This window comes from Alsobacter soli, from assembly GCF_003004785.1.
Taxonomy (GTDB): Bacteria; Pseudomonadota; Alphaproteobacteria; order Rhizobiales; family Beijerinckiaceae; genus Alsobacter; species Alsobacter soli.
In genome coordinates this window covers 1-19,110 of the sequence record NZ_PVZS01000040.1, presented here as the reverse complement: position 1 = coordinate 19,110, position 19,110 = coordinate 1, and the positions used below count along the sequence as shown (strand labels likewise).

The 19,110-nt window shown below is 69.7% G+C and carries 17 protein-coding genes; 8 read left to right on the top strand and 9 right to left on the bottom strand.

Going from position 1 to position 19,110, the window contains the following annotated elements:
• Positions 1–30: 30 nt before the first annotated feature.
• The 7 genes from SLNSH_RS22610 to SLNSH_RS22580 all read right to left on the bottom strand — a co-directional run bounded on the left by SLNSH_RS22610 (position 31) and on the right by SLNSH_RS22580 (position 11,276).
• Entirely contained in the window at positions 31–1,992 is a 1,962-nt protein-coding gene (locus SLNSH_RS22610) for a molybdopterin biosynthesis protein (RefSeq protein ID WP_106340263.1), read from the bottom strand.
• 8 nt (positions 1,993–2,000) lie between these two features.
• A complete protein-coding gene (locus SLNSH_RS22605) occupies positions 2,001–3,140 on the bottom strand; it encodes a MoeA family protein (RefSeq protein ID WP_158266860.1) in 1,140 nt (379 codons plus the stop codon).
• A 4-nt stretch (positions 3,141–3,144) separates the two neighbouring features.
• A complete protein-coding gene (locus SLNSH_RS22600; RefSeq protein WP_106340259.1) occupies positions 3,145–4,395 on the bottom strand; it encodes a molybdopterin molybdotransferase MoeA in 1,251 nt (416 codons plus the stop codon).
• A gap of 3 nt (positions 4,396–4,398) precedes the next feature.
• On the bottom strand, positions 4,399–4,929 hold the full coding sequence (gene mobB / locus SLNSH_RS22595) for a molybdopterin-guanine dinucleotide biosynthesis protein B (protein ID WP_106340257.1): 531 nt from the start codon (positions 4,927–4,929) through the stop codon (positions 4,399–4,401).
• Positions 4,930–4,936: 7 nt separating this feature from the next.
• Positions 4,937–7,702, bottom strand: coding sequence for a formate dehydrogenase subunit alpha (gene fdhF / locus SLNSH_RS22590; protein WP_106340255.1), 2,766 nt, complete (start codon positions 7,700–7,702; stop codon positions 4,937–4,939).
• Between the two features lie 10 nt (positions 7,703–7,712).
• Positions 7,713–9,425, bottom strand: a complete 1,713-nt coding sequence (locus tag SLNSH_RS22585) for an NAD(P)H-dependent oxidoreductase subunit E (RefSeq protein ID WP_106340253.1) — start codon at positions 9,423–9,425, stop codon at positions 7,713–7,715.
• Positions 9,426–9,614: 189 nt separating this feature from the next.
• Positions 9,615–11,276, bottom strand: coding sequence for an OFA family MFS transporter (locus SLNSH_RS22580; RefSeq protein WP_106340251.1), 1,662 nt, complete (start codon positions 11,274–11,276; stop codon positions 9,615–9,617).
• Positions 11,277–11,595: 319 nt separating this feature from the next.
• On the opposite strand from SLNSH_RS22580, the gene SLNSH_RS22575 reads away from it, so the two are divergent.
• Positions 11,596–12,429, top strand: a complete 834-nt coding sequence (locus SLNSH_RS22575; RefSeq protein ID WP_106340249.1) for an ABC transporter substrate-binding protein — start codon at positions 11,596–11,598, stop codon at positions 12,427–12,429.
• Between the two features lie 15 nt (positions 12,430–12,444).
• Positions 12,445–12,636, top strand: coding sequence for a DUF6494 family protein (locus SLNSH_RS22570; protein ID WP_106340247.1), 192 nt, complete (start codon positions 12,445–12,447; stop codon positions 12,634–12,636).
• On the opposite strand, the gene SLNSH_RS22565 is transcribed toward SLNSH_RS22570, so the two are convergent.
• The gene (locus tag SLNSH_RS22565) at positions 12,637–13,335 is read right to left on the bottom strand and encodes an ABC transporter permease (protein WP_106340245.1); all 699 of its coding nucleotides are present in this window, start codon (positions 13,333–13,335) and stop codon (positions 12,637–12,639) included.
• Positions 13,336–13,496: 161 nt separating this feature from the next.
• Between SLNSH_RS22565 and pqqA the strand changes: the two genes are divergently transcribed.
• From pqqA to SLNSH_RS22535, 6 genes are all read left to right on the top strand, one after another.
• Positions 13,497–13,589, top strand: a complete 93-nt coding sequence (pqqA, locus tag SLNSH_RS22560) for a pyrroloquinoline quinone precursor peptide PqqA (RefSeq protein WP_106340289.1) — start codon at positions 13,497–13,499, stop codon at positions 13,587–13,589.
• A 68-nt stretch (positions 13,590–13,657) separates the two neighbouring features.
• Positions 13,658–14,557, top strand: a complete 900-nt coding sequence (gene pqqB, locus SLNSH_RS22555) for a pyrroloquinoline quinone biosynthesis protein PqqB (protein ID WP_106340242.1) — start codon at positions 13,658–13,660, stop codon at positions 14,555–14,557.
• Positions 14,554–15,297, top strand: coding sequence for a pyrroloquinoline-quinone synthase PqqC (pqqC, locus tag SLNSH_RS22550; RefSeq protein WP_106340240.1), 744 nt, complete (start codon positions 14,554–14,556; stop codon positions 15,295–15,297). The genes pqqB and pqqC overlap by 4 nt, the downstream gene beginning before the upstream one ends.
• Positions 15,294–15,569, top strand: coding sequence for a pyrroloquinoline quinone biosynthesis peptide chaperone PqqD (gene pqqD / locus SLNSH_RS22545; protein ID WP_106340238.1), 276 nt, complete (start codon positions 15,294–15,296; stop codon positions 15,567–15,569). Before pqqC ends, pqqD begins: the two co-directional genes overlap by 4 nt.
• Positions 15,566–16,708 carry a pyrroloquinoline quinone biosynthesis protein PqqE gene (gene pqqE / locus SLNSH_RS22540; protein ID WP_106340236.1) on the top strand — a complete coding sequence of 381 codons (1,143 nt, stop codon included), beginning with the start codon at positions 15,566–15,568 and terminating at the stop codon, positions 16,706–16,708. Before pqqD ends, pqqE begins: the two co-directional genes overlap by 4 nt.
• A 109-nt stretch (positions 16,709–16,817) precedes the next feature.
• The gene (locus tag SLNSH_RS22535) at positions 16,818–17,879 is read left to right on the top strand and encodes a sensor histidine kinase (RefSeq protein ID WP_106340234.1); all 1,062 of its coding nucleotides are present in this window, start codon (positions 16,818–16,820) and stop codon (positions 17,877–17,879) included.
• A 14-nt stretch (positions 17,880–17,893) separates the two neighbouring features.
• Here the strand turns inward: SLNSH_RS22535 and SLNSH_RS22530 are convergent, their stop codons facing one another.
• Positions 17,894–18,577 carry a LuxR C-terminal-related transcriptional regulator gene (locus tag SLNSH_RS22530; protein ID WP_106340232.1) on the bottom strand — a complete coding sequence of 228 codons (684 nt, stop codon included), beginning with the start codon at positions 18,575–18,577 and terminating at the stop codon, positions 17,894–17,896.
• Positions 18,578–19,110: the final 533 nt, after the last annotated feature.

Here is a 19,110-nt window from a genome sequence, read left to right as displayed (position 1 = left end):
ATGCCTGAATACGCCTTCCCCCGGCCCCGACTAGCCCCGCTCCGCCGGCGTGAAGCCCCGCTGGAGCAGAGCATCGGCGGTCTCCGGCCGCGCGAGCGCGAGGAGGAAGGCCTGGACGGCGGGCGAGTCCCGCCGCGCGCGGGCGACCAGGAAGTCGTACTGCTCGTCCAGGATCGGGATGAAGCCCAGGCCGTAGGCGTCCGCCACGGGCCGGATGGTGACGCCCCAGTCCGCGCGGCCTTGCGCGATGGCTGCCGCGACGGCGTTGTGCGACCGCGGCTGGTTCCAGTAGCCCTCGGGCTTGCGGCCTGCGAGCAGCTTGTCCGTGAGGATGCGCGTGCCGGATCCCGGATTGCGGTTGACCATCAGGAGGTCGGGGTCGCCCGCGACCCGCTTCAGGGCCTGCTCCAGGGTGAAGCTCTCGAAGCGACGGTCGCCAGCCCGGAACGCCAGCCCTTGCAGGCGGCCCCACCCTTTCACCAGCTCCGCGCCGTCCGGCACGTAGCTCTTGTTATATTGGCCCGTGGCCGGGTCCATGAGGTGGATGGGAGCGATGTCGCACTCGCCGCGCCGGAGCGCGGCCACGCCCGCCATGCTGCCCACCGCGATGCTGCGCGCCGAGACGCCCTCCGCCGCGAGCTGGTCCAGCACGGGCTCGAGCCCCACGCAGTGGCTGCCCACGATCACGAGATCCGGAGGCCGCAGGCCCGGATCCAGCAGGGTGACGGGCGCAAGGGCGCCGGCGTCGAGCCCGTCATGTAGGGCGTCGATGGTGAAAAACCCGTCCGCCTGCGAGAAGCTCGACACCGAGCCTGAGCCCTTGCCAAGCGGGAACGCGACATAACCCTCGTCCGTCCGCGCCAGGGAGGCCATGACGAACTCCGTCCGGCCCAGGTCCGACGGGACGCGCACAGGCACGCGCGCCTCCAGGCTGGCCTCCGCCCGGGGCGGCTGGCCCGCGAGCCGGCGCAGCACGGGCGCGACCATGTCATGGAAGGTGAACATGGCCGAGGTCGGGAACCCGGGCAGAACCACCACGGCCTTGCCGTCGCAGACTGCGAGGCACAACGGCTTGCCGGGCTTGAGCGCCACGCCGTGCGCCACGATGCCGGGGGCGCCGAGCCGGTCGATCAGCCGGTAGGTGAGGTCCCCCGCGCCCTTGCTGGTGCCGCCGGACAGGATCACCGCGTCGCAGGTGGCGTGCGCCTCCCGCAGGGCCGCTTCCAGGGCCGCAGCGTCGTCCGGGATGGCCCCGAAGCGGACCGGATCGCAGCCGTTCTCCGTCAGCGCCGCCGCCACGATGGGCCCGTTGGAATCGTAGATCTGCGCCGGTCGGAGCGGCTCCCCCGGTTGCGCGAGTTCGTCGCCCGTCGACAGCACGGCGACCCGCGGCCGCCGCCAGACCTCCGCCTGGGCCACCCCGCAGGCGGCCAGGAGCCCGATCTCGCGCGCGCCGATCAGCGTTCCCGCGCGCAGCACGACCTCGCCGCGCGCCAGGTCGGAACCCGCATAGGCCAGGTTGCCGCCGGGCGGGACCGGCCGCCGCGCCAGGATGCCGCCCGGGCCGTCCGGGTCGGTGTGCTCCACCATGATCACGGCGTCCGCGCCCCGGGGCAGGGGCCCGCCCGTCGCGATCGGCGTCGCCGTGCCGGGCCCCACCGGCAGACGGGGCGCCACGCCGCATGCGACGGTCTCCGCGTTGAGTGTCAGCCGGACCGGAGCGTCCTCGGCCGCCCCGGCGAGATCCGCCGAGCGCGCCGCATAGCCGTCCATCTGCGACCGGTCGAACGGCGGCACGTCGATGGGAGCGGCCACCGAGACGGCCAGCACCCGCCCGAGGGAGGCGTCGAGGCTCACCGTCTCGCGCCCGATCGGCTTGGGGGCGAGGGCCGCGGTCCAGCGCCGCAGCGCCTCGTCGCGGGACAGCACGGTGAGGAATTGCGACTGCTCGGCTCCGCCGCTGGCGGAATGCGCGCCCTGGGGGGGCTTCATGGGTGCGCTCAAGGATCGGCTCCGAAGAGATGGGCTGCGAGGGAAGCGCCCGCCGGCGCGCCTTCGCTTTCGGGGGGAACAAGCGCCCAGGCGGCGGCCCGCGCCAGGGTGGAAATGGTCACGTCGCCCACCGCCAGGGGCGTCCACCGCTCGTCGTCAACGCCCAGCAAGGCCAGTTCGCTCCACCCGACGCGTGACGCGATCTTCCGGCCGAGCGGCAGGGAACGGGATGGCTCGGCGGCCTGCGCGCCGGCGAGCCGCGCCAGGGCCGGACTTAGCAAGGCCAATGTGACCGCGACGGCGGCGCCGAACACGGGCGGAATGCGCACGACGGCGCGCCCGTCGACGATGGCGATCCAGGTTGCCTCGCCGGGCGCGAGCGCCAGGGCCTCGCAGAGGAGGCCGGGCTCTTCGGGCTGGAGCGGGCGCCAGGGCGCGATGAGAACAGCGGCGCCAGCCTCGCGCGCGCCTCCCTCCCCGGCCTCGCCCGCATCTCCCTCTCCCGCGGGGCGGGAGAGGGACAGGGGCGAGGGCTTCCGGTCCAGCGCGCCCGATGCCGAGGGGCCGACCAGCCACGCCACGACCGAGCGGGTCACCGGCTCCAGATCGGGCGCGAACGCCACGCACGGGTTCCGCACGGCGACATTCCCCACGCCCGCCGCCTGGAGCGCGGCGACGAGCGCGCGCGTGACTCGCTGGCTCTTCCGGGCGAGAACCGCAGTGGACTGGACCTCTCCGCCGGCGCGCCGGGCGCCCTCCCACGGCGCCGCGGTTTCGACGCAGGCAGGGACGCCGTCGGGATCGACTGCCGACAGGGGGAGCACCGCGTCCGTTCCTGGCGGGAGAGGCTCGCCGGCCGCAACGAGGGCAGGCGCGGCGCTCAAAAAAGCCGGAGAGTAACCCGAGGCCCCGACCGTTTCCGCGGCGACGACCGCCCAGCCGTCCCGAAGGGCGAACGCATGGCCAGGGACGGGCGCCTCGGCGACGACATCCTCCGCCAGCGCGGCCCCGAGCGCCTGATCCACGGGAATCCGGGCAGGCTTCGCGAGGGGCGCTTGCGCGCCCAACCGGTCGAGCGCCGTCGCGAGCGGCGTCAGCCTCGTGACCGTGGAGGGGCGCCGGTTCGGGGGAGCAGCGCCGGCCCTCATGAGATCACCACAAGAGGCCGTAGGGAATGAACGGGGCGATGTTGCCATCCTGCACGCCGAGCCTGTCTTCGGCGAGTTCGACCAGGCCGGTCGTCTCGGTGAGCGAGCTCAGGACGCCCGCGCCGTCCTGCGCGTGCTTGAGCGCGAGAAGCGACCCGTCCGGCTCGCGACGCAGCGACACGCGCACATACTCCCGCCGCCCAGATTTTTTCTTGTACGAGAAGCTGCACCGGACCGGGAAGGCGGGCAGCGGCTCCAGCGTCTCGCCGCGCAGCCGGGCCACCAGCGGGCGCAACACATGCGCGCCGGTGACGAACACCGCGACCGGGTTGCCGGGCAGCCCGACCAGCGGCGTCCCGCCGACCACGCCCAGGGCCACGGGCCGACCGGGCTTGATGGCGAGGCGCCAGAACACGAGCGAGCCGGCCGCCTCGACGGCGGCCCGGACATGATCCTCCTCGCCGGTGGACACGCCGCCCGACGTGACCAGCAGGTCGTGACTTCCGGCCGCCGACCGCAGCGCGCCCTCGACGGCCACGCGTGTGTCGGGCAGGCGGCCGAGGTCGTTCACCTCGACGCCCATCCGGCCCAGCAGGGCGGCCAGCAGCGCGCGGTTGGAGTCGTAGATCTGCGCAGGCCCCAGGGGCTCGCCCGGTTCCCGCAACTCGTCGCCCGTGGAAAACAGTCCCACCCTCAGGCGCTCGCGCACGGGCAGATCGGCGCAGCCCACCGCCGCCGCCAGCGCCACGTCCTGCGGACGCAACCGACGCCCGGCCGGAAGCACGATCGCGCCGGCCGCGACGTCCTCGCCAGCCCGGCGCAGGTTGGCGCCTTTCTTCAGGCCTGGCGGCAACAGGACGGCGTCGCCCTCGAGGGTGACGTCCTCCTGCATGAACACGATGTCCGTCCCGGGCGGGACGGGCGCCCCGGTGAACACCCTCGCGGCGCACCCGGCCGCCAGGTCCGCCGTCGCGTGCCCGGCGGCGACCCGGCCGCGGACGGGAAGGCGCGTCGCCCCCTCGGCGGCGAGATCCTGCGTACGGGCTGCGTAGCCGTCCACGGCGGAGTTGTCGAAGGGCGGGAGGGAGATCAGGGCGCGGACATCTTCGGCCAGCACGCGCCCATCCGCCTGCCACAAGGGAACGGTTTCCACGCCGGCCACGACCGGCAGCCGCTCGCCAACGAGCGCCAGCGCCTCTTCCACCCGCATGAGCTCTCCGCCGAAGGCGAAGGCGTCGTCACTCAGCTGGGCCATGGGTCATCCCGCCGCGTTCCATTCGGCGATCATGTCACTCATCGGTCGCGCCGCATCAAGCAGCGCGTCGGCGATCCGGGGCAAGTCGCCGAGAGGCAGCACGGGGACGCGGGCTGCAGGGCAGGGGTCGTCCGAGGCCACCAGCACGATGTTGGGATCATCGGGATGCAGTGGCGGCTTGCCCACGGCGGCGCGCCAGATCTCCAGCTTGGGGATGGGCTCGCGCTTGAAGCCCTCCACCAGCACGAGGTCGCAGGCCGAGAGCTTGCCCAACAGCTCGGGAAGCGCGGGCTCTGGCGCCCCCCGGTGCTCGTGCATGAGCGCCCAGCGGGACGCCGAGGAGACGAGCACCTCCGAGGCGCCCGCCTCGCGATGAACGAAGGAGTCCTTGCCCGGCCTGTCCACGTCGAAGGCGTGATGGGCGTGCTTGATCGTGGAAACCGTGAGCCCGCGCCGGACCAGCAGCGGAATGAGGCTGGTGAGCAAGGTCGTCTTGCCCGATCCGCTCCACCCCGCTAGCCCGATCACGCGCACGGCGGGATCACTCCGCCGCGGTGGCGGCGGCCTCCGGCGTCACCCGCACGGCGCAGAACTTGAACTCCGGGATCTTGCCGAAGGGGTCCAGCGCCGGGTTGGTGAGCAGGTTCGCAGCGGCTTCCGCGTAGCAGAACGGCATGAACACCATGTTCTGAGGCACGTCCCGATCCGACCGCACCTTCACTGAGACCGCGCCGCGGCGCGTCTCCATGCGGATGAAATCGCCCGGCCGCAGGCCCATGCGGCCCAGGTCCTTGGGCGACATGAAGGCGACGGCCTCTGGCTCCAGGTCGTCCAGCACGCCGGCGCGCCGGGTCATGGACCCGGTGTGCCAGTGCTCCAGCACGCGACCCGTCGAGAGCACCATCGGGAACTCGTCGTCCGGGATCTCGTCCGGGGGCGTCACCCGGGCCGGCACGATCTTGCCGCGGCCATTGGCGGTTGGGAAACCCTGCGCGAAGATGATCTCGTTGCCGGGCTGGTCCGGCGCGTCCACCGGATAGGTGACGGCGCCTTCCCGCTCCAGGCGCTCCCAGGTGATGTTGGCGAAGGAGGGCATCACCATCGCCATCTCGGCGAAGACGTCGCGCGGATGCTCGTAAGTCCAGGCCAGCCCCATGCGGCGCGCCACTTCCTGGATGATCCACCAGTCCTGCCGGGCGTCGCCCGGCGGCTTGATGACCTGGCGGGCGAGCTGCACGCGCCGGTCCGTGTTGGTGAAAGTGCCGACCTTCTCGGCGAAGGCCGAGGCCGGCAGCACCACGTTGGCGTGGAACGCGGTCTCGGTGAGGAACAGGTCCTGCACCACGAGGTGGTCGAGTTTCGCCAGCGCCTCGCGGGCGTGCTGCAGGTCGGGGTCCGACATCGCCGGGTTCTCGCCCTCGATGTACATCCCCCGGATCTGCCCCGCGTGGATGGCGTTCATGATCTCCACGACCGTGAGCCCGCGCTTGTCGTCGAGCTCCATCTGCCAGAATTCCGAGAACATCTTGTGGATCTCGGGCTTCTCGACGGGCTGGTAGTCCGGGAACACCATCGGGATCAGGCCGGCGTCGGACGCGCCCTGCACGTTGTTCTGGCCACGCAGCGGATGCAGGCCCGCGCCGGGCCGGCCGATCTGGCCGGTGGTCAGCGCCAGCGCGATCAGGCAGCGGGCGTTGTCCGTGCCGTGGACGTGCTGGCTCACCCCCATGCCCCAGAAGATGATGGAGGCCTTGGAGCGGGCGTAGAGCCGCGCCACTTCACGGAGGGTCTGGGCCGGGATGCCGCAGACCGACGCCATGCGTTCGGGCGTGAACTCCTTGATGCGCTCCTTCAGCTCCTCGAAGCCTTCCGTATAGCCGGCGATGTAGTTGTCGTCGGTTAGGCCCTCTTCGATGATGGTGTTGAGCATGGCGTTCAGCATCGCCACGTCGCTGCCGGGCTTGAACTGCAGGTGATAGGTCGCATGCCGCGACAGGGTCTGCCGGCGCGGGTCGGCGACGATCAGCTTGGCGCCCTTCTTCACCGCGTTCTTGATGAAGGTGGCCGCCACCGGGTGGTTCACCGTCGGGTTCGCCCCGATCACGATAATCACCTCGGCGTCCAGCGCCGCCGCGAAGGGCGCCGAGACCGCGCCCGAGTTCACGCCTTCCATCAGCGCCGCCACCGAGGAGGCGTGGCACAGCCGCGTGCAGTGGTCGACGTTGTTGGAGCCGAAACCGGTGCGCACCAGCTTCTGGAACAGGTACGCCTCCTCGTTGGAGCCCTTGGCCGACCCGAAGCCGGCCAACGCCTTGCGGCCATGCTCGTCGCGGATGCGCTTCAGCCCGTGGCCGGCGGCGTCCAGCGCCTCCTCCCAGGTCGCCTCGCGGAAGTGGGTCCACGGGTTGGCGGGATCCACCTGGTCCTCGGCGTGCTTGGGCGCGTTCGGCAGGCGGATCAGCGGCTTGGTCAGCCGGTGCGGGTGGTGGATGTAGTCGAAGCCGAAGCGGCCCTTGACGCAGAGCCGGTTCTGGTTGGCCGGGCCGTCGCGGCCCTCGGCGTAGACGATGCGCTCGTCCTTGACGTTGTACGTCACCTGGCAGCCGACGCCGCAATAGGGGCACAGCGAATCGACCTTGCGGTCCGGGTACACGGTGCGGCGCTGGTCGTCGTCCAGGTAGGCGGCGGGCATCAGCGCGCCGGTCGGGCAGGCCTGCACGCACTCGCCGCAGGCCACGCAGGTGCTCTGGCCCATCGGGTCGTCGAAGTCGAAGACGGGCTTCACGCCGGCGTTGCGGTACGCCATGCCGATCACGTCGTTGACCTGCACCTCGCGGCAGCCGCGGGCGCAGAGGCCGCACTGGATACACGCGTCGAGGTTCACCCGCATGGCCGGGTGGCTGACGTCCGCCTTCCAGCGCTCGGCGGCCGGGAAGCGGCTCGCCGTGACGCCGGTCTTCTCGGCCCAGCCCCAGAAGCGCGACTCGGGGTCATGCGACTCCTCCCGGGCCGGCTGGTCGGCCACCAGCAGCTCCATCACCATCTCGCGCGCCTTCTCGGCGCGGGCGGAGGCGGTCTTCACCTTCATGCCGACAGTGGGCTGGCGCATGCAGGATGCGGCGAGCACCCGCTCGCCTTCGATCTCCACCATGCAGACCCGGCAGTTGCCGTCCGGCCGGTAGCCGGGCTCCGGCAGGTAGCAGAGATGGGGAATCTCGACGCCCTCGCGGAGCGCCACCTGCCAGATGGTCTCGCCGGGCTTGGCTTCGACGGTCTTGCCGTCCAGTTCGAAGGTCACGTTCATGATCGGGTGTCCCTCACTCGGCCGCCACGCGAGGGGCGAATTCGTCGGGGAAATACTTGATGACGCAGGTCAGCGGGTTCGAGGCCGCCTGGCCGAGCCCGCAGATGGAGGCGTCGCGCATGGTCTGGGAGAGCTCCGCCAGAAGCTCCTGGTCCCACACCGGCCGCTCCATCAGCTTCACGGCCTTCTGGGTGCCGATGCGGCAGGGCGTGCACTGGCCGCAGCTTTCGTCCTCGAAGAAGCGCATCAGGTTCAGCGCGGCTGAGCGGATGTCGTCCTTGTCGGAGAGCACCACCACGGCCGCCGAGCCGATGAAGCAGCCGTACTTCTCCAGCGTGCCGAAATCGAGCGGGATGTCGTTCATGTGCGCCGGCAGGATGCCGCCCGAGGCGCCGCCCGGCAGGTAGGCCTTGAAGCTGTGGCCCTCCAGCATGCCGCCGCAATACTCGTCGATCAGCTCGCTAATGGTGAGGCCGGCAGGGGCGAGCTTCACGCCCGGCTCCTTGACCCGGCCGGACACCGAATAGGAGCGCAGCCCGACGCGGCCGTTGCGGCCGTGGCTGGTCCACCACTCGGCGCCCTTCTCGACGATGTCGCGCACCCAGTACACGGTCTCGACATTGTTGATCAGGGTCGGCATGCCGAACAGCCCGACCTGGAAGGGGTAGGGCGGCTTGTGCCGGGGCAGGCCGCGCTTGCCCTCCAGGCTCTCGAGCAGCGACGACTCTTCACCGCAGATATACGCGCCGGCGCCGCGGCGCAGGTGGATGCGCGGGCCGCCGGGCGGCAGCTTGACGATCTCCCGGGCCAGGATCTCGCGCGCGACCGGATATTCGTCGCGGATGTAGAGGTAGACGTCCTCCGCCTCCACCACGTGGGCGCCAATGAGCGTGCCCTCGAGAAACCGGTGCGGGTCGGTGTTGAGGTAGTGTCGGTCCTTGAAGGTGCCGGGCTCGCCCTCGTCGCCGTTGATCGCCATGACGCGCGGGCCGGGCTCGCCGCGCACGGCGCGCCACTTGCGGGCCGTGGGGAAGCCGGCGCCGCCGAGGCCGCGCAGCCCCGCGCCGTCGAGCTTCTGAAGGAGGTCATCGACGCTCATCGCGCCCGAGCGGAGGGTGCGCAGCAGGTGGTAGCCGCCGCCGGCCACATAGGCGTCGTAGTCGATGTAGTCCGGCACGTGGGGGTGCGTGTCCCCGGCCGCGACGGCCGCGGCCACGTTGTCCGGGTTCGCCTGGTGGATGAAGTGGTGTCCGACCTCCGCCACCGGCGCCTGGTCGCACAGGCCGACGCAGGGGGCGCGGATGACGCGCACGTCCGGGCCGAGCTTGGCCTTCAGGTCGGCGATCAGCGTGTCGGAGCCGTACAGGTCGCAGGTGAGACTGTCGCAGACCCGGACGGTGAGGTCCGGAACCTTGGGTTCGCCCTCCTTCACCACGTCGAAATGGGCGTAGAAGGTCGCGACCTCGAAGACCTCCGCGAAGGCGAGCTTCATCTCGTCCGCCAGCGCGGCGAGGTGGGCCGCCGAGATCTGGTGGTAGCGGTCCTGGATGAGGTGGAGGTGCTCGATCAGCAGGTCGCGCCGGCGCGGGCGATCGCCCAGCAGGTCCGCGATCTCCTGCGCTGCGACCGGATCGACCTGGCGGCCCTTTGGCGTGGACTTCGCGCGCTTGCGGCCCAGGCCGGGATGCTCGAAGCGCAGGACGTTGTTTTCGCGATGGTCGCTCATTCTCAGCTCGGCCCGTTTCCTCTCCCGGCGGCCCGGAGCCTTGCTGCTCCGTTGCCCAGGTATTTTGCCCAGGTATCTGGCATGCCACAATTCAGAGCACAGGACCGGCGTCCTGTCATCACTGCAGCGCAGCAAAATGGCTGCGCCCTGGAGTCGCTGGACGGCCCGTGGGCCGCCCAGCTTCATCGCTTACTTAAAAAGCACGAGCGACTTGGACAGTGTGATCCACACGCCCCAAAGGATCGGGATCCCGACAGCCAGCCACGCGAGCGCCGCCGGCGCGGTCAGGCCGCCGCGGCCGATGCCGTAGGATCCGCCGTGAACCGCGGCCGCTTCGCCCTTGGCCTTGGCCTGCAGGGCGGCGACCTCCTCGTCCTTCATGAACCACTTCTCGTGAAGCGGCCGGATCGTCAGGTTGATGATGAAACCCACCACGAGCATGCCCGCCAGGATGTACATCGTCCGGTCGTACACCTGCGCGCGCGGCACGCCGGCCGCGATCTGCGCTTCGCGGATGTAGTTCACCACAACCGGGCCGATGATGCCGGCCGTGGACCACGCCGTGAGCAGCCGCCCGTGGATGGCGCCGACGAACTGGGTGCCGAAGATGTCCGCCAGGTAGGCCGGCACCGTGGAGAACCCGCCGCCATACATGGACAGGATCACGCAGAAGAAGGTGATGAACAGCAGCGTGCTGCCGGCGTGCGCCGCCCAGGGCGCGAGCGCGTAGAGCACGATGCCGAGGCCGAAGAAGGTGGCGTAGGTCATCTTCCGGCCGATGTGGTCCGACAGCGAGGCCCAGAAGAACCGGCCGCCGATGTTGAACAGCGACAGCAGGCCCACGAAGGCCGCCGCGATGGTGGCGATGGTCTTCTTCTGGTCAGGGCCCAGCTCGGTGAAGCCGACGCCGGGTTGGCCGATCAGCGAACCGGCGAAGATTTCCTGCAGCATCGGGGAGGCCATGCCCAGCACGCCGATGCCGGCGCTGACGTTGAGCGTGAGAGCGAGCCAGATGGCCCAGAACTGCCAGGTCCGGTGCGCGTCGCGCAGGTGCACGTCGCGATGCGTGATCATGGCGTTGGCCGCAGGGGTGGGGGCTGTCCATCCCTCCGGGCGCCAGCCGGCCGGCGGCACGCGGTATCCGAAGGCGCCCGCCAGCATGAAGACGAAGTAGATGACGGCCAGCGCCACGAAGGTCTGCCATACGCCAACCGACGTGGGCGTCTTGAAGTGGTTCATCAGCATGTCTGCCAGGGGCGAGCCGATCATCGCGCCGCCGCCGAAGCCCATGATGGCCATGCCGGTCGCCATGCCGCGCCGGTCCGGGAACCACTTGATGAGGGTCGAAACGGGTGAGATGTAGCCCAGTCCGAGCCCGATGCCGCCGATCACGCCGGAGCCGAGCCACAGCAGCCAGAGCTGGTGGACGTAGACGCCCAGCGCCGAAATCAGCAGGCCGCCGCACCAGCACAGGGCCGCGACCACGCCAGCCTTGCGCGGCCCCGCCCGCTCCAGCCAGCCGCCCCAGATGGCGGCCGCCGAGCCCAGCAGCACGAAGAAGAGCGTGAACATCCAGCCCAGGTCGCTCACCTTCCAGTCGCAGGTGGTCGTGAACAGCGCCTGGACGAAGCCCATCTCGGGGCAGGCGACCGGCTTGGTGACACCGATGGCCTGGGACAGCGGCAGCCAGAACACGCTGAAGCCATACGCCATGCCGATGCACAGATGGATGGCGAGGGCGGCCGGCGGGACGAGCCAGCGGTTGAAGCCGGGTTTTGCGACGATGCGTTCGCGATCAAGCAGTCCCACATCAACGCTGGGCGCTGACCCGGGGGCGGTCGTGACACTCATGGCTTTCCTCCTGGAGGCGCGCCGTTGGCCGGGGCGCTCGGTCGACCCTTTACGGCGCGTTCTGTGCCGCGGATCATTCGTTTATTCGTAATGCAGCTTCTAAATTTGACAAGATGTTTGGAGCGAAGCCCCTCTCTTCATGGCCCATAATACTTTAGTCCAAATGAGAACCTCGCGATTTATTCGGAACAACGATTTGGAGAAGTCTGTCAAAGCGCGCCAGCCCATTATGGCCAAGGTGTTTTGCCGTTTATTCAAAGATGGGGTGGCGGCGGCCCGCGCTTGCCCCTATGGTCGCCGCGAACGCCTCGGAGCTCGCATGAAACGTCGAATTCTGCTCGCCGCCGCGCTGGCGCTCTGCGCCTGCATCCCTGGTCTCCCGGCCTCCGCGCAGGAGCGGTTCATTACGGTGGCCTCCACGACCTCGACCGAACAGTCCGGGCTTTTCGGTCACTTGCTGCCCGCCTTCACCAAGAAGACCGGCATCGCCGTCAAGGTCGTCGCGGTCGGCACCGGCCAGGCCCTGGACATAGGCCGCCGGGGCGACGCAGACGTGGTCTTCGTCCATGACCGGGCGGCCGAGGACAAGTTCATGGCCGAAGGCCAGGGCGTGAAGCGCTACGACGTCATGTACAACGACTTCGTCGTCGTCGGGCCGAAGCAGGACCCCGCCCACGTGGCCAAGGACCCCGACGTGCTGGACGCCTTCCGCAAGATCGCGGCGGCCAAGGCGCCCTTCGTGTCGCGCGGCGACCGCTCGGGCACACACGCGGCCGAGCTGCGCACCTGGAAGGACGCCGGCGTCGATATCGCGGCGGTCAGGGACGGCTGGTATCGCGAGATCGGCCAGGGCATGGGCCCGGCCCTCAACATGGCGGCGGCCATCGGCGGCTATGTCCTCGCGGACCGCGGCACATGGCTGTCGTTCAAGAATCGCCAGGACCTCGCGATCCTGGTCGAGGGCGACAAGCGCCTCTTCAACCAGTACGGCGTGATGCTGGTGAACCCGAAGCTTCACCCCTCCGTGAAAGCTCAGGACGGCCAGGCCTTCGTCGACTGGTTGATCTCCCCCGAGGGACAGAAGACCATTGCGGACTACAAGATCGAGGGCCAGCAGCTCTTCTTCCCCAACGCCTCGACCGAGCGGTCCTGAAACAGGAGGGTCTCCATGGACGAAGAACGCTTCAACATGGCGCTGCGCAAGTTCCTGAAGGAGGTCGGCGTGACCTCCCAGCGCGAGATCGAGAAAGTGGTCCGTGACGGCAAGACGGACGGCCAGGTCTTGCGCGTGAAGATGACGCTGACCTCCCCCGACGCGCCGCTCGATCACGTCGTCGAGGGCGCGATCCCGATCGCCTGATCACCGCGGGGCGGCGACGCGCTCCAGCGCAAAGGCCGCCGCGCTCACGGCGCCGCTGATCGCGATCAGCGTGAATCCGAGGGCAAGGGCGAGCGCGAGCTCGCCCTTGCTCGTTTCCAGCGCGATCGCGGTGGTCATGGTGCGGGTGAAGCCCCGGATGTTGCCCCCCACCACCAGGATGGCCCCGACCTCCGCGATGCAGCGCCCGAAGGCGGCGAGCGCCACCGTCACCAGCGCCGTCCGCGCCATGCTGAGCATTTCGCCGCAGGCCCGGAGCCGGGAGGCGCCGTCGACCAGCAGCGCCGGTCCGTAATCCCTCCAATAGCCCTCCACGGCCCGATGCGTCAGCGCCGCCACGATGGGCAACGCCAGGATCGCCTGCGCGGCCACCATGGCGCCGGGCGTGAACAGGAGGCCCAGCGACCCGAACGGTCCCGAGCGCGACAGGAGCAGGTACAAGGCGAGGCCGACCACCACGGGCGGCAATCCCAGGAGCGCGTTGACGGTCACCACCATGGCCCCGCGGGCCCGAAAGCGGCTGATCGCCAACGCCGCGCCCAGGGGGGCCCCAAGCAGAAAGGCGATCAGCGTGGCCGACAGGCTGACGCGCAGCGACAGGCCGATCACCTGGTACAGTTCGGCGTCGAAGCTCGCGAGAAGGTGAAGCGCCAGGGAAACGGCGCGGGAGAAGTCGTCCACGGCAGCGCCATAGCAGGTCTCGGGAGGTCGCGCAGTAGTGGCCTGCGAATGGAGCGGCGGTTCGGCCCATCACGGGCGGGACAAGCCCCCGAACTTTTGCTAGCCTCTCCAGTTGTGCGAAGGCGCCACGAAGGCGCACGCCACTGTGGAGGAGCATGCTCATGGCTTGGACCACCCCGGAACTCACCGAGATCTGCGTCGGCATGGAAGTGACGAGCTACGAGTCGGCTGAGATCGATCCTGTCGAGATCTGAATCAGGCTTCGCCGTCGCCGTGAGCATGCGGCGGCGGCCCTTTCCCGTTCTACGGTGACAAGCGGCCGGTGCGCATCATCGTCCTTGGCTCGGCTGCGGGGGGCGGCTTCCCGCAATGGAACTGCGCTTGCCCCAATTGCCGCAAGGCATGGGCCGGCGGCCTCGATGTGCGGCCTCGGACCCAGTCGAGCATCGCCGCGACGGCGGACGGCGTCCGCTGGCTGGTCCTGAACGCCTCGCCCGACATCCGCGCTCAGATTCAGGCCACGCCTGCGCTTCACCCGAGAGGGGAAGGTCGCGACAGCCCCATTTCCGATGTGCTTCTGACCAACGGCGACGTGGACCACGTCGCGGGCCTGCTGACACTTCGTGAGCGGCAGCCCTTCGCGCTCCACGCCACGGAGGCGACGCTCCAGATCCTGCGCGGGGACAGCATTTTCGGCGTGCTCGACCGGAGCCTCGTCGAAGAGCAAGCCATGCCGCTTGATGCCTGGATCGAGACCCGCTCGGGGTTGCGCGTTCGCGCCTTCGCCACGCCGGGCAAGGTTCCCTTGTATCTGGAGAGGGATGCCGTGGAGATCGGCGCCGAGACGGAAAGCGTCGTCGGCGTCGAAGTGTGGGACGGCCGGACCGGCTTCTTCTACGTGCCCGGCTGCGCGGCCGTCACGCCGGCCTTGCGCGACCGACTCGCCGGCGCGCCTCTGCTCTTCTTTGACGGCACTGCCTTCACGGACGACGAAATGCCGCGCCTGGGCCTCTCGCCCAAGACCGCCCGCCGCATGGGGCACGTCCCCATGTCCGGACCGGAGGGCTCCATGGCCCTGTTGTCCGGCCTCGACATCCCCCGCCGCGTCTACGTCCACATCAACAACACCAACCCGGTTCTGGTCGAGACCTCGCCCGAAAGGGCCACGGTGGAGGCCGCCGGCTGGACCGTCGCGCATGACGGGATGGAGTTCGAGTTATGAGCGAGATCCTTTCGCCGGAGCAACTCGAGGCGGCGCTGCGCGACATCGGCGCCCGGCGCTATCACAACCTGCACCCCTTTCACCGGCGCCTCCACGGCGGCCAGTGCGCCCGCGACGAGGTCCGCGCCTGGGCCCTGAACCGCTACTGCTACCAGGCGGCCATCCCGATCAAGGACGCCACGGTCATGACCCGCATGCCGGACGCCGGGCTGCGGCGCGAGTGGCGTCGGCGCATCGTCGACCATGACGGGAACGCCCCTGGCGAGGGCGGCATCGCCCGCTGGCTGAGGCTGACGGAAGGCCTTGGCTTCGACACGGCCTATGTCGAGTCGATGCGCGGCATCCTGCCCGCGACCAGGTTCGCGGTGGACGCCTATGTGCGCTTCTGCGCCGATAGGTCGCTGCTCGAGGCGATCGCCTCCTCGCTGACGGAGCTGTTCTCCCCTCAGATCATCGGCGAGCGCCTGTCGGGCATGCTGGCGCACTACGACTTCGTCAGTCCCGAGACCATGGCCTACTTCACCATGCGCCCGCCCCAGGCGGCGCAAGACTCCGCCTTCGCGCTCGCCTATGTCCTGGAGCACGCCCGGACGGCCGAGCAGCAGCAGGCCTGCCTCGACGCCCTCACCTTCAAGACCAACGTGCTCTGGGTGCAGCTGGACGCTCTTTGGCACGCCTATGTGGACGGCCACATCCCGCCCGGCGCCTGGCGGCCCCAAACGGGCGAGGGCCTGAGGTGACCATCCCGGACGACGCGCGACCCCGTCTGGCGCGGGGCTTCCGGTTGAAGCGGGACGAGGTGCGCAACGCCTGGGTCCTGCTCGCGCCGGAGCGCGTCATCCAGCCGAACCCGGTCGCCGCCGAGATCCTCCGCCGCTGCGACGGCGCGCGCACCCTGGCCGAGATCGTGGACGACCTCGCAGCCAGCTTCTCGGCCCCGCGCGAACGCATCGACGCGGATGTCAGGGCCCTGTTGTCCGACATGGCGGGGAAGCGCATGATTACGGTATGACGCATCAGCCGCAGGCCCCTTCGCGGCCTCTCGCCGCGCCGCTTGGCCTTCTGGCCGAACTGACGCACCGCTGCGCGCTGGGATGCCCCTATTGCTCCAACCCGCTGGAGCTCGAAGCCCGCTCGCGCGAGCTTGGGACCGACGAGTGGCGGCGCGTCTTCTCGGAGGCGGCGCGCCTGGGAGTGCTGCAGATCCACCTGTCCGGCGGCGAGCCGGCCTTGCGGCGCGACATCCTTGACCTGGTGCGCCACTGCTCCGCCGAGGGGCTCTACACCAACCTCATCACCTCCGGGGTGGGCTACAAGCCGGAGCTGATCCGGGGGCTTGCCGACGCCGGGCTGGACCACGTTCAGCTCTCCGTCCAGGACATCGAGCCCGGCGAGGCCGACCGGATCGCAGGATACCGCGGCGCCTTCGCGGTCAAGCGTGAGATCGCCCGCCAGGTGATCGAGGCTGGGCTCCCGCTCACGATCAATGCGGTGGTCCACCGCGCCAACGTGGACCGCGCCCCCGATCTGGTGCGCATGGCCCTGGAGTGGGGCGCGCAGCGCGTCGAGATCGCCCACACCCAGTATTACGGCTGGGCCCTCACGAACCGGACGCTCCTCCTGCCGCCCCGGGACGCGGCCCTGCGTGCGATCGCCGCCGTGGAGGCCCTCAAGGCCGAGCTGCAGGACCTCATCGCGGTCGACCATGTGCTCCCCGACTACCACGCCGACTATCCCAAGGCCTGCATGGGCGGTTGGGGCCGGCGCATCCTGAATGTGACGCCCGCTGGGAAGGTCCTCCCCTGCCACGCCTCCGAAGGGATCCCTGGGCTGACGTTCTGGAACGTCAGCGAGCACGGCCTGGCCGAGATCTGGCAGGACAACCCGGCGTTCAACGCCTATCGGGGAACGGGCTGGATGCAGGAGCCCTGCCTGTCCTGCTCCCGCCGGGAGATCGATTTCGGCGGCTGCCGCTGCCAGGCCATGATGATGACGGGCGATCCCGCCGCCACTGACCCTGTCTGCAAGCTCTCGCCCCACCACGCGCGCGTCGCCCAGGCCCTGGCCGAAGAGCAGCCGGCGCCAGACAAAAACGAATACGTCTACCGTCGCTTGACGGTCTCGAACTCGCCAAAACGGACGCCGGGCTAATCCGCAAGGCCTAGTCTTGGCCGTATGGCCCGTCCGCGCCCGCGTCTATAGTGAAGGCGGTGTGGCGTCCTGCCCCCTTCGGGAGGGCGCGAGACGAGGCGGTTGGACCATGACGCGCGAGTCCGGATCTGGGTGGCCAGGCAACCACGACGGAGGCGCTCCCTATCTGCGCGCCGCGGGCCTGGGCGCCTGCGAGATCGATGGCGAGCGCCGTTTCTCCGGAGGCGAGCTCTGTTGGCGCATCCTCGGCTGGGGCTCCGACGAGCCGGACGTGACGCCGCTGTCGCGGCTGTTCGAGACGATGCATCCTGAAGATCGGGACAAGGTCGAGGCGGCCGTGGAGGAGGCTTTGGCGCGCGCCGCGCGGCTGGAAGTCGTGTTCCGGGTGCCCGTCCCCGGCGGGCCGGCGCGCGTCATCGGCCTGCGGGGCTCCAGCACCACCAAGGACGGCCATTCCCGCCTGCTCTGCGTCATGGCGGACATCACGGATCTCCGCCGCCAGCAGGACGAGAGACGCCGCAGCGAAACCCGCGACATCGTCGTCCGGGAGCTCGGGCATCGGCTACGCAACCTGTTTCCGGTCATCCTCGCTATGGTGAAGCTGACTGCGCAGACGCAGTCGACCGTGGCCGACTACCGCATATCCCTGGAGCGGCGGTTGCGCGCGCTGGCCGCGGCGGAGCGCCTGCTTACCCGCGGCGCGTCCGAAAGCGCCAGCGTCGAGGAACTGGTGCGCACCGAAATCGCGCCTTTCGACGGGGGCGCCCAGCACGAGATCCAGATCGAAGGGCCCAACCTCACCCTGCGGGGCGGCATGGCGCAGAGCTTCGCCATGATCGTCCACGAGCTCGCCACCAACGCGGTGAAGCATGGGGCCTTGAGCGTGCCGGATGGCAAGCTGCGCGCGGTGTGGCGGCTCGAGACCGACGAGGCCGGCGCCCAGACCCTCATCTTCGAATGGGCGGAGAGCGACGGCCCGGCCCCGCGCCGGTCGGGCCGGAAGGGCTTCGGGTCCCTCGTGCTGGGCGAGAGTGGCACGTCGCTGCTGGGCGGCCGCGCGGAGTCGAGTTTCACCGAAGAGGGTTTTCGTTACGTGCTCAGGGCGCCGCTCGAGGCCGAGCCTGCGTCAGGTCCGCTGTCGGAAGACGCCGTCCCGCTCGGCTTCTGGTAGACCGATCCAGCCGATCAGGAGTTCTGGTCGTGCCGCGCCGCTTCGTGGCGGCTGATCAGCATCTGGGCCCGCACCGCGGCTTCCGTCCTGTTACGCACGCCCAGGACGCGCAGCAGCGCCGCCATGTGGATCTTCGTGGTCGCCTCCGCGATCCGCAACTCCCGGGCGATCTCCTTGTTGGACAACCCCCGCGCGACGAGCGGCAGCACGTCACGCTGGCGCGGCGTGAGCTTGGCGAACTCCACATCAGGGGCCATCTCGGGCCTCCCCGCCGGCTCGTGCCAGCTTTGCGTCTGGGGGCCGTTCACCATGAGGGGCGAGACGTAGATCTTGCCGGCCAGGATGTCCTTCACCGCCGCCACGATCTCGTCGTCGGTCTGGAGCTTGGAAATGAAGCCGTTGGCCCCCGCGGCGAGGCTGGTCAGCATATCCGTGCGGGTATCGGACGCGGACAGGATGGCGAAGCGCAGGCGGGGGTAGCAGGCGCGGACCTCGCGCAGGCTGTCAGGGAAGACCAGGCCCGGCATGTTGAGGTCCAGCAGCGCGAGATCGAAGGAGCCGTCGTCCTCCAGGTGCTCCATCGCCCGGTCGAAACCGTCCGCCTCGACGATCTCGGAGTGGGGCAACGCCAGCTCCAGCGCGCTGCGGAGTCCCTTGCGGTAAAGACCGTGGTCGTCGGCGATCAGAATACGCGGCATCGCCTTCCTCAAACACGCGGATCCGCCTTGCATGGGCGAGATCCGAACCAGCGGAATACAGAGCAGGGCTGTAAATCTCCCTGCTCTTTCTGTGTAACAGTTTGCGCGTGAGACCGGCAGTTGTCCATTCAGATGTCCTGCGGGGCCTTGAGGGAAGGGAACACGCGCGCGCCCCGGGCCATGCGCGCCGGGGAGACCGCCAAGGGGGGCGGAATNGACGGGCGTCATTTTTCTGCGAAACGGCGCTTGACGGGGGGCGGGGGTGTCGGCATATAAGCGCCACATCGGCGGCGGGACACACCAGCTGCTCTCGCCGACGGCCTTCGGCGCTTCCGGGTTCTGCCCGGTTTTGACGCCAGGGCATCTGGCCGCGGGGATCGCCCGGGGCCGTTTCAAGAACCCACTGTGTGGCGTTCCTCTGAAGCCGGGTGTCAGCGGCAGGGTCCCTTGTGGACCGGGTTGCGGGTTTCCGGCGGAAGCTCTGTCTGCGCTTTCGGCGCGGGGCGGCTTCACGCTCTTTGACAATTTGGATG

Excerpts from the sequence above, each read along its gene's own strand:
- SLNSH_RS22585 (WP_106340253.1), bottom strand. The coding sequence starts at position 9,425 with ATGAGCGACCATCGCGAAAACAACGTCCTGCGCTTCGAGCATCCCGGC.
- SLNSH_RS22600 (WP_106340259.1), bottom strand. The coding sequence starts at position 4,395 with ATGGCCCAGCTGAGTGACGACGCCTTCGCCTTCGGCGGAGAGCTCATG.
- SLNSH_RS22580 (WP_106340251.1), bottom strand. The coding sequence starts at position 11,276 with ATGAGTGTCACGACCGCCCCCGGGTCAGCGCCCAGCGTTGATGTGGGA.
- SLNSH_RS22535 (WP_106340234.1), top strand. The coding sequence starts at position 16,818 with ATGACGCGCGAGTCCGGATCTGGGTGGCCAGGCAACCACGACGGAGGC.
- SLNSH_RS22530 (WP_106340232.1), bottom strand. The coding sequence starts at position 18,577 with ATGCCGCGTATTCTGATCGCCGACGACCACGGTCTTTACCGCAAGGGA.
- SLNSH_RS22610 (WP_106340263.1), bottom strand. The coding sequence starts at position 1,992 with ATGAAGCCCCCCCAGGGCGCGCATTCCGCCAGCGGCGGAGCCGAGCAG.
- pqqC (WP_106340240.1), top strand. The coding sequence starts at position 14,554 with ATGAGCGAGATCCTTTCGCCGGAGCAACTCGAGGCGGCGCTGCGCGAC.
- SLNSH_RS22575 (WP_106340249.1), top strand. The coding sequence starts at position 11,596 with ATGAAACGTCGAATTCTGCTCGCCGCCGCGCTGGCGCTCTGCGCCTGC.
- pqqE (WP_106340236.1), top strand. The coding sequence starts at position 15,566 with ATGACGCATCAGCCGCAGGCCCCTTCGCGGCCTCTCGCCGCGCCGCTT.
- SLNSH_RS22605 (WP_158266860.1), bottom strand. The coding sequence starts at position 3,140 with ATGAGGGCCGGCGCTGCTCCCCCGAACCGGCGCCCCTCCACGGTCACG.
- pqqA (WP_106340289.1), top strand. The coding sequence starts at position 13,497 with ATGGCTTGGACCACCCCGGAACTCACCGAGATCTGCGTCGGCATGGAA.
- SLNSH_RS22570 (WP_106340247.1), top strand. The coding sequence starts at position 12,445 with ATGGACGAAGAACGCTTCAACATGGCGCTGCGCAAGTTCCTGAAGGAG.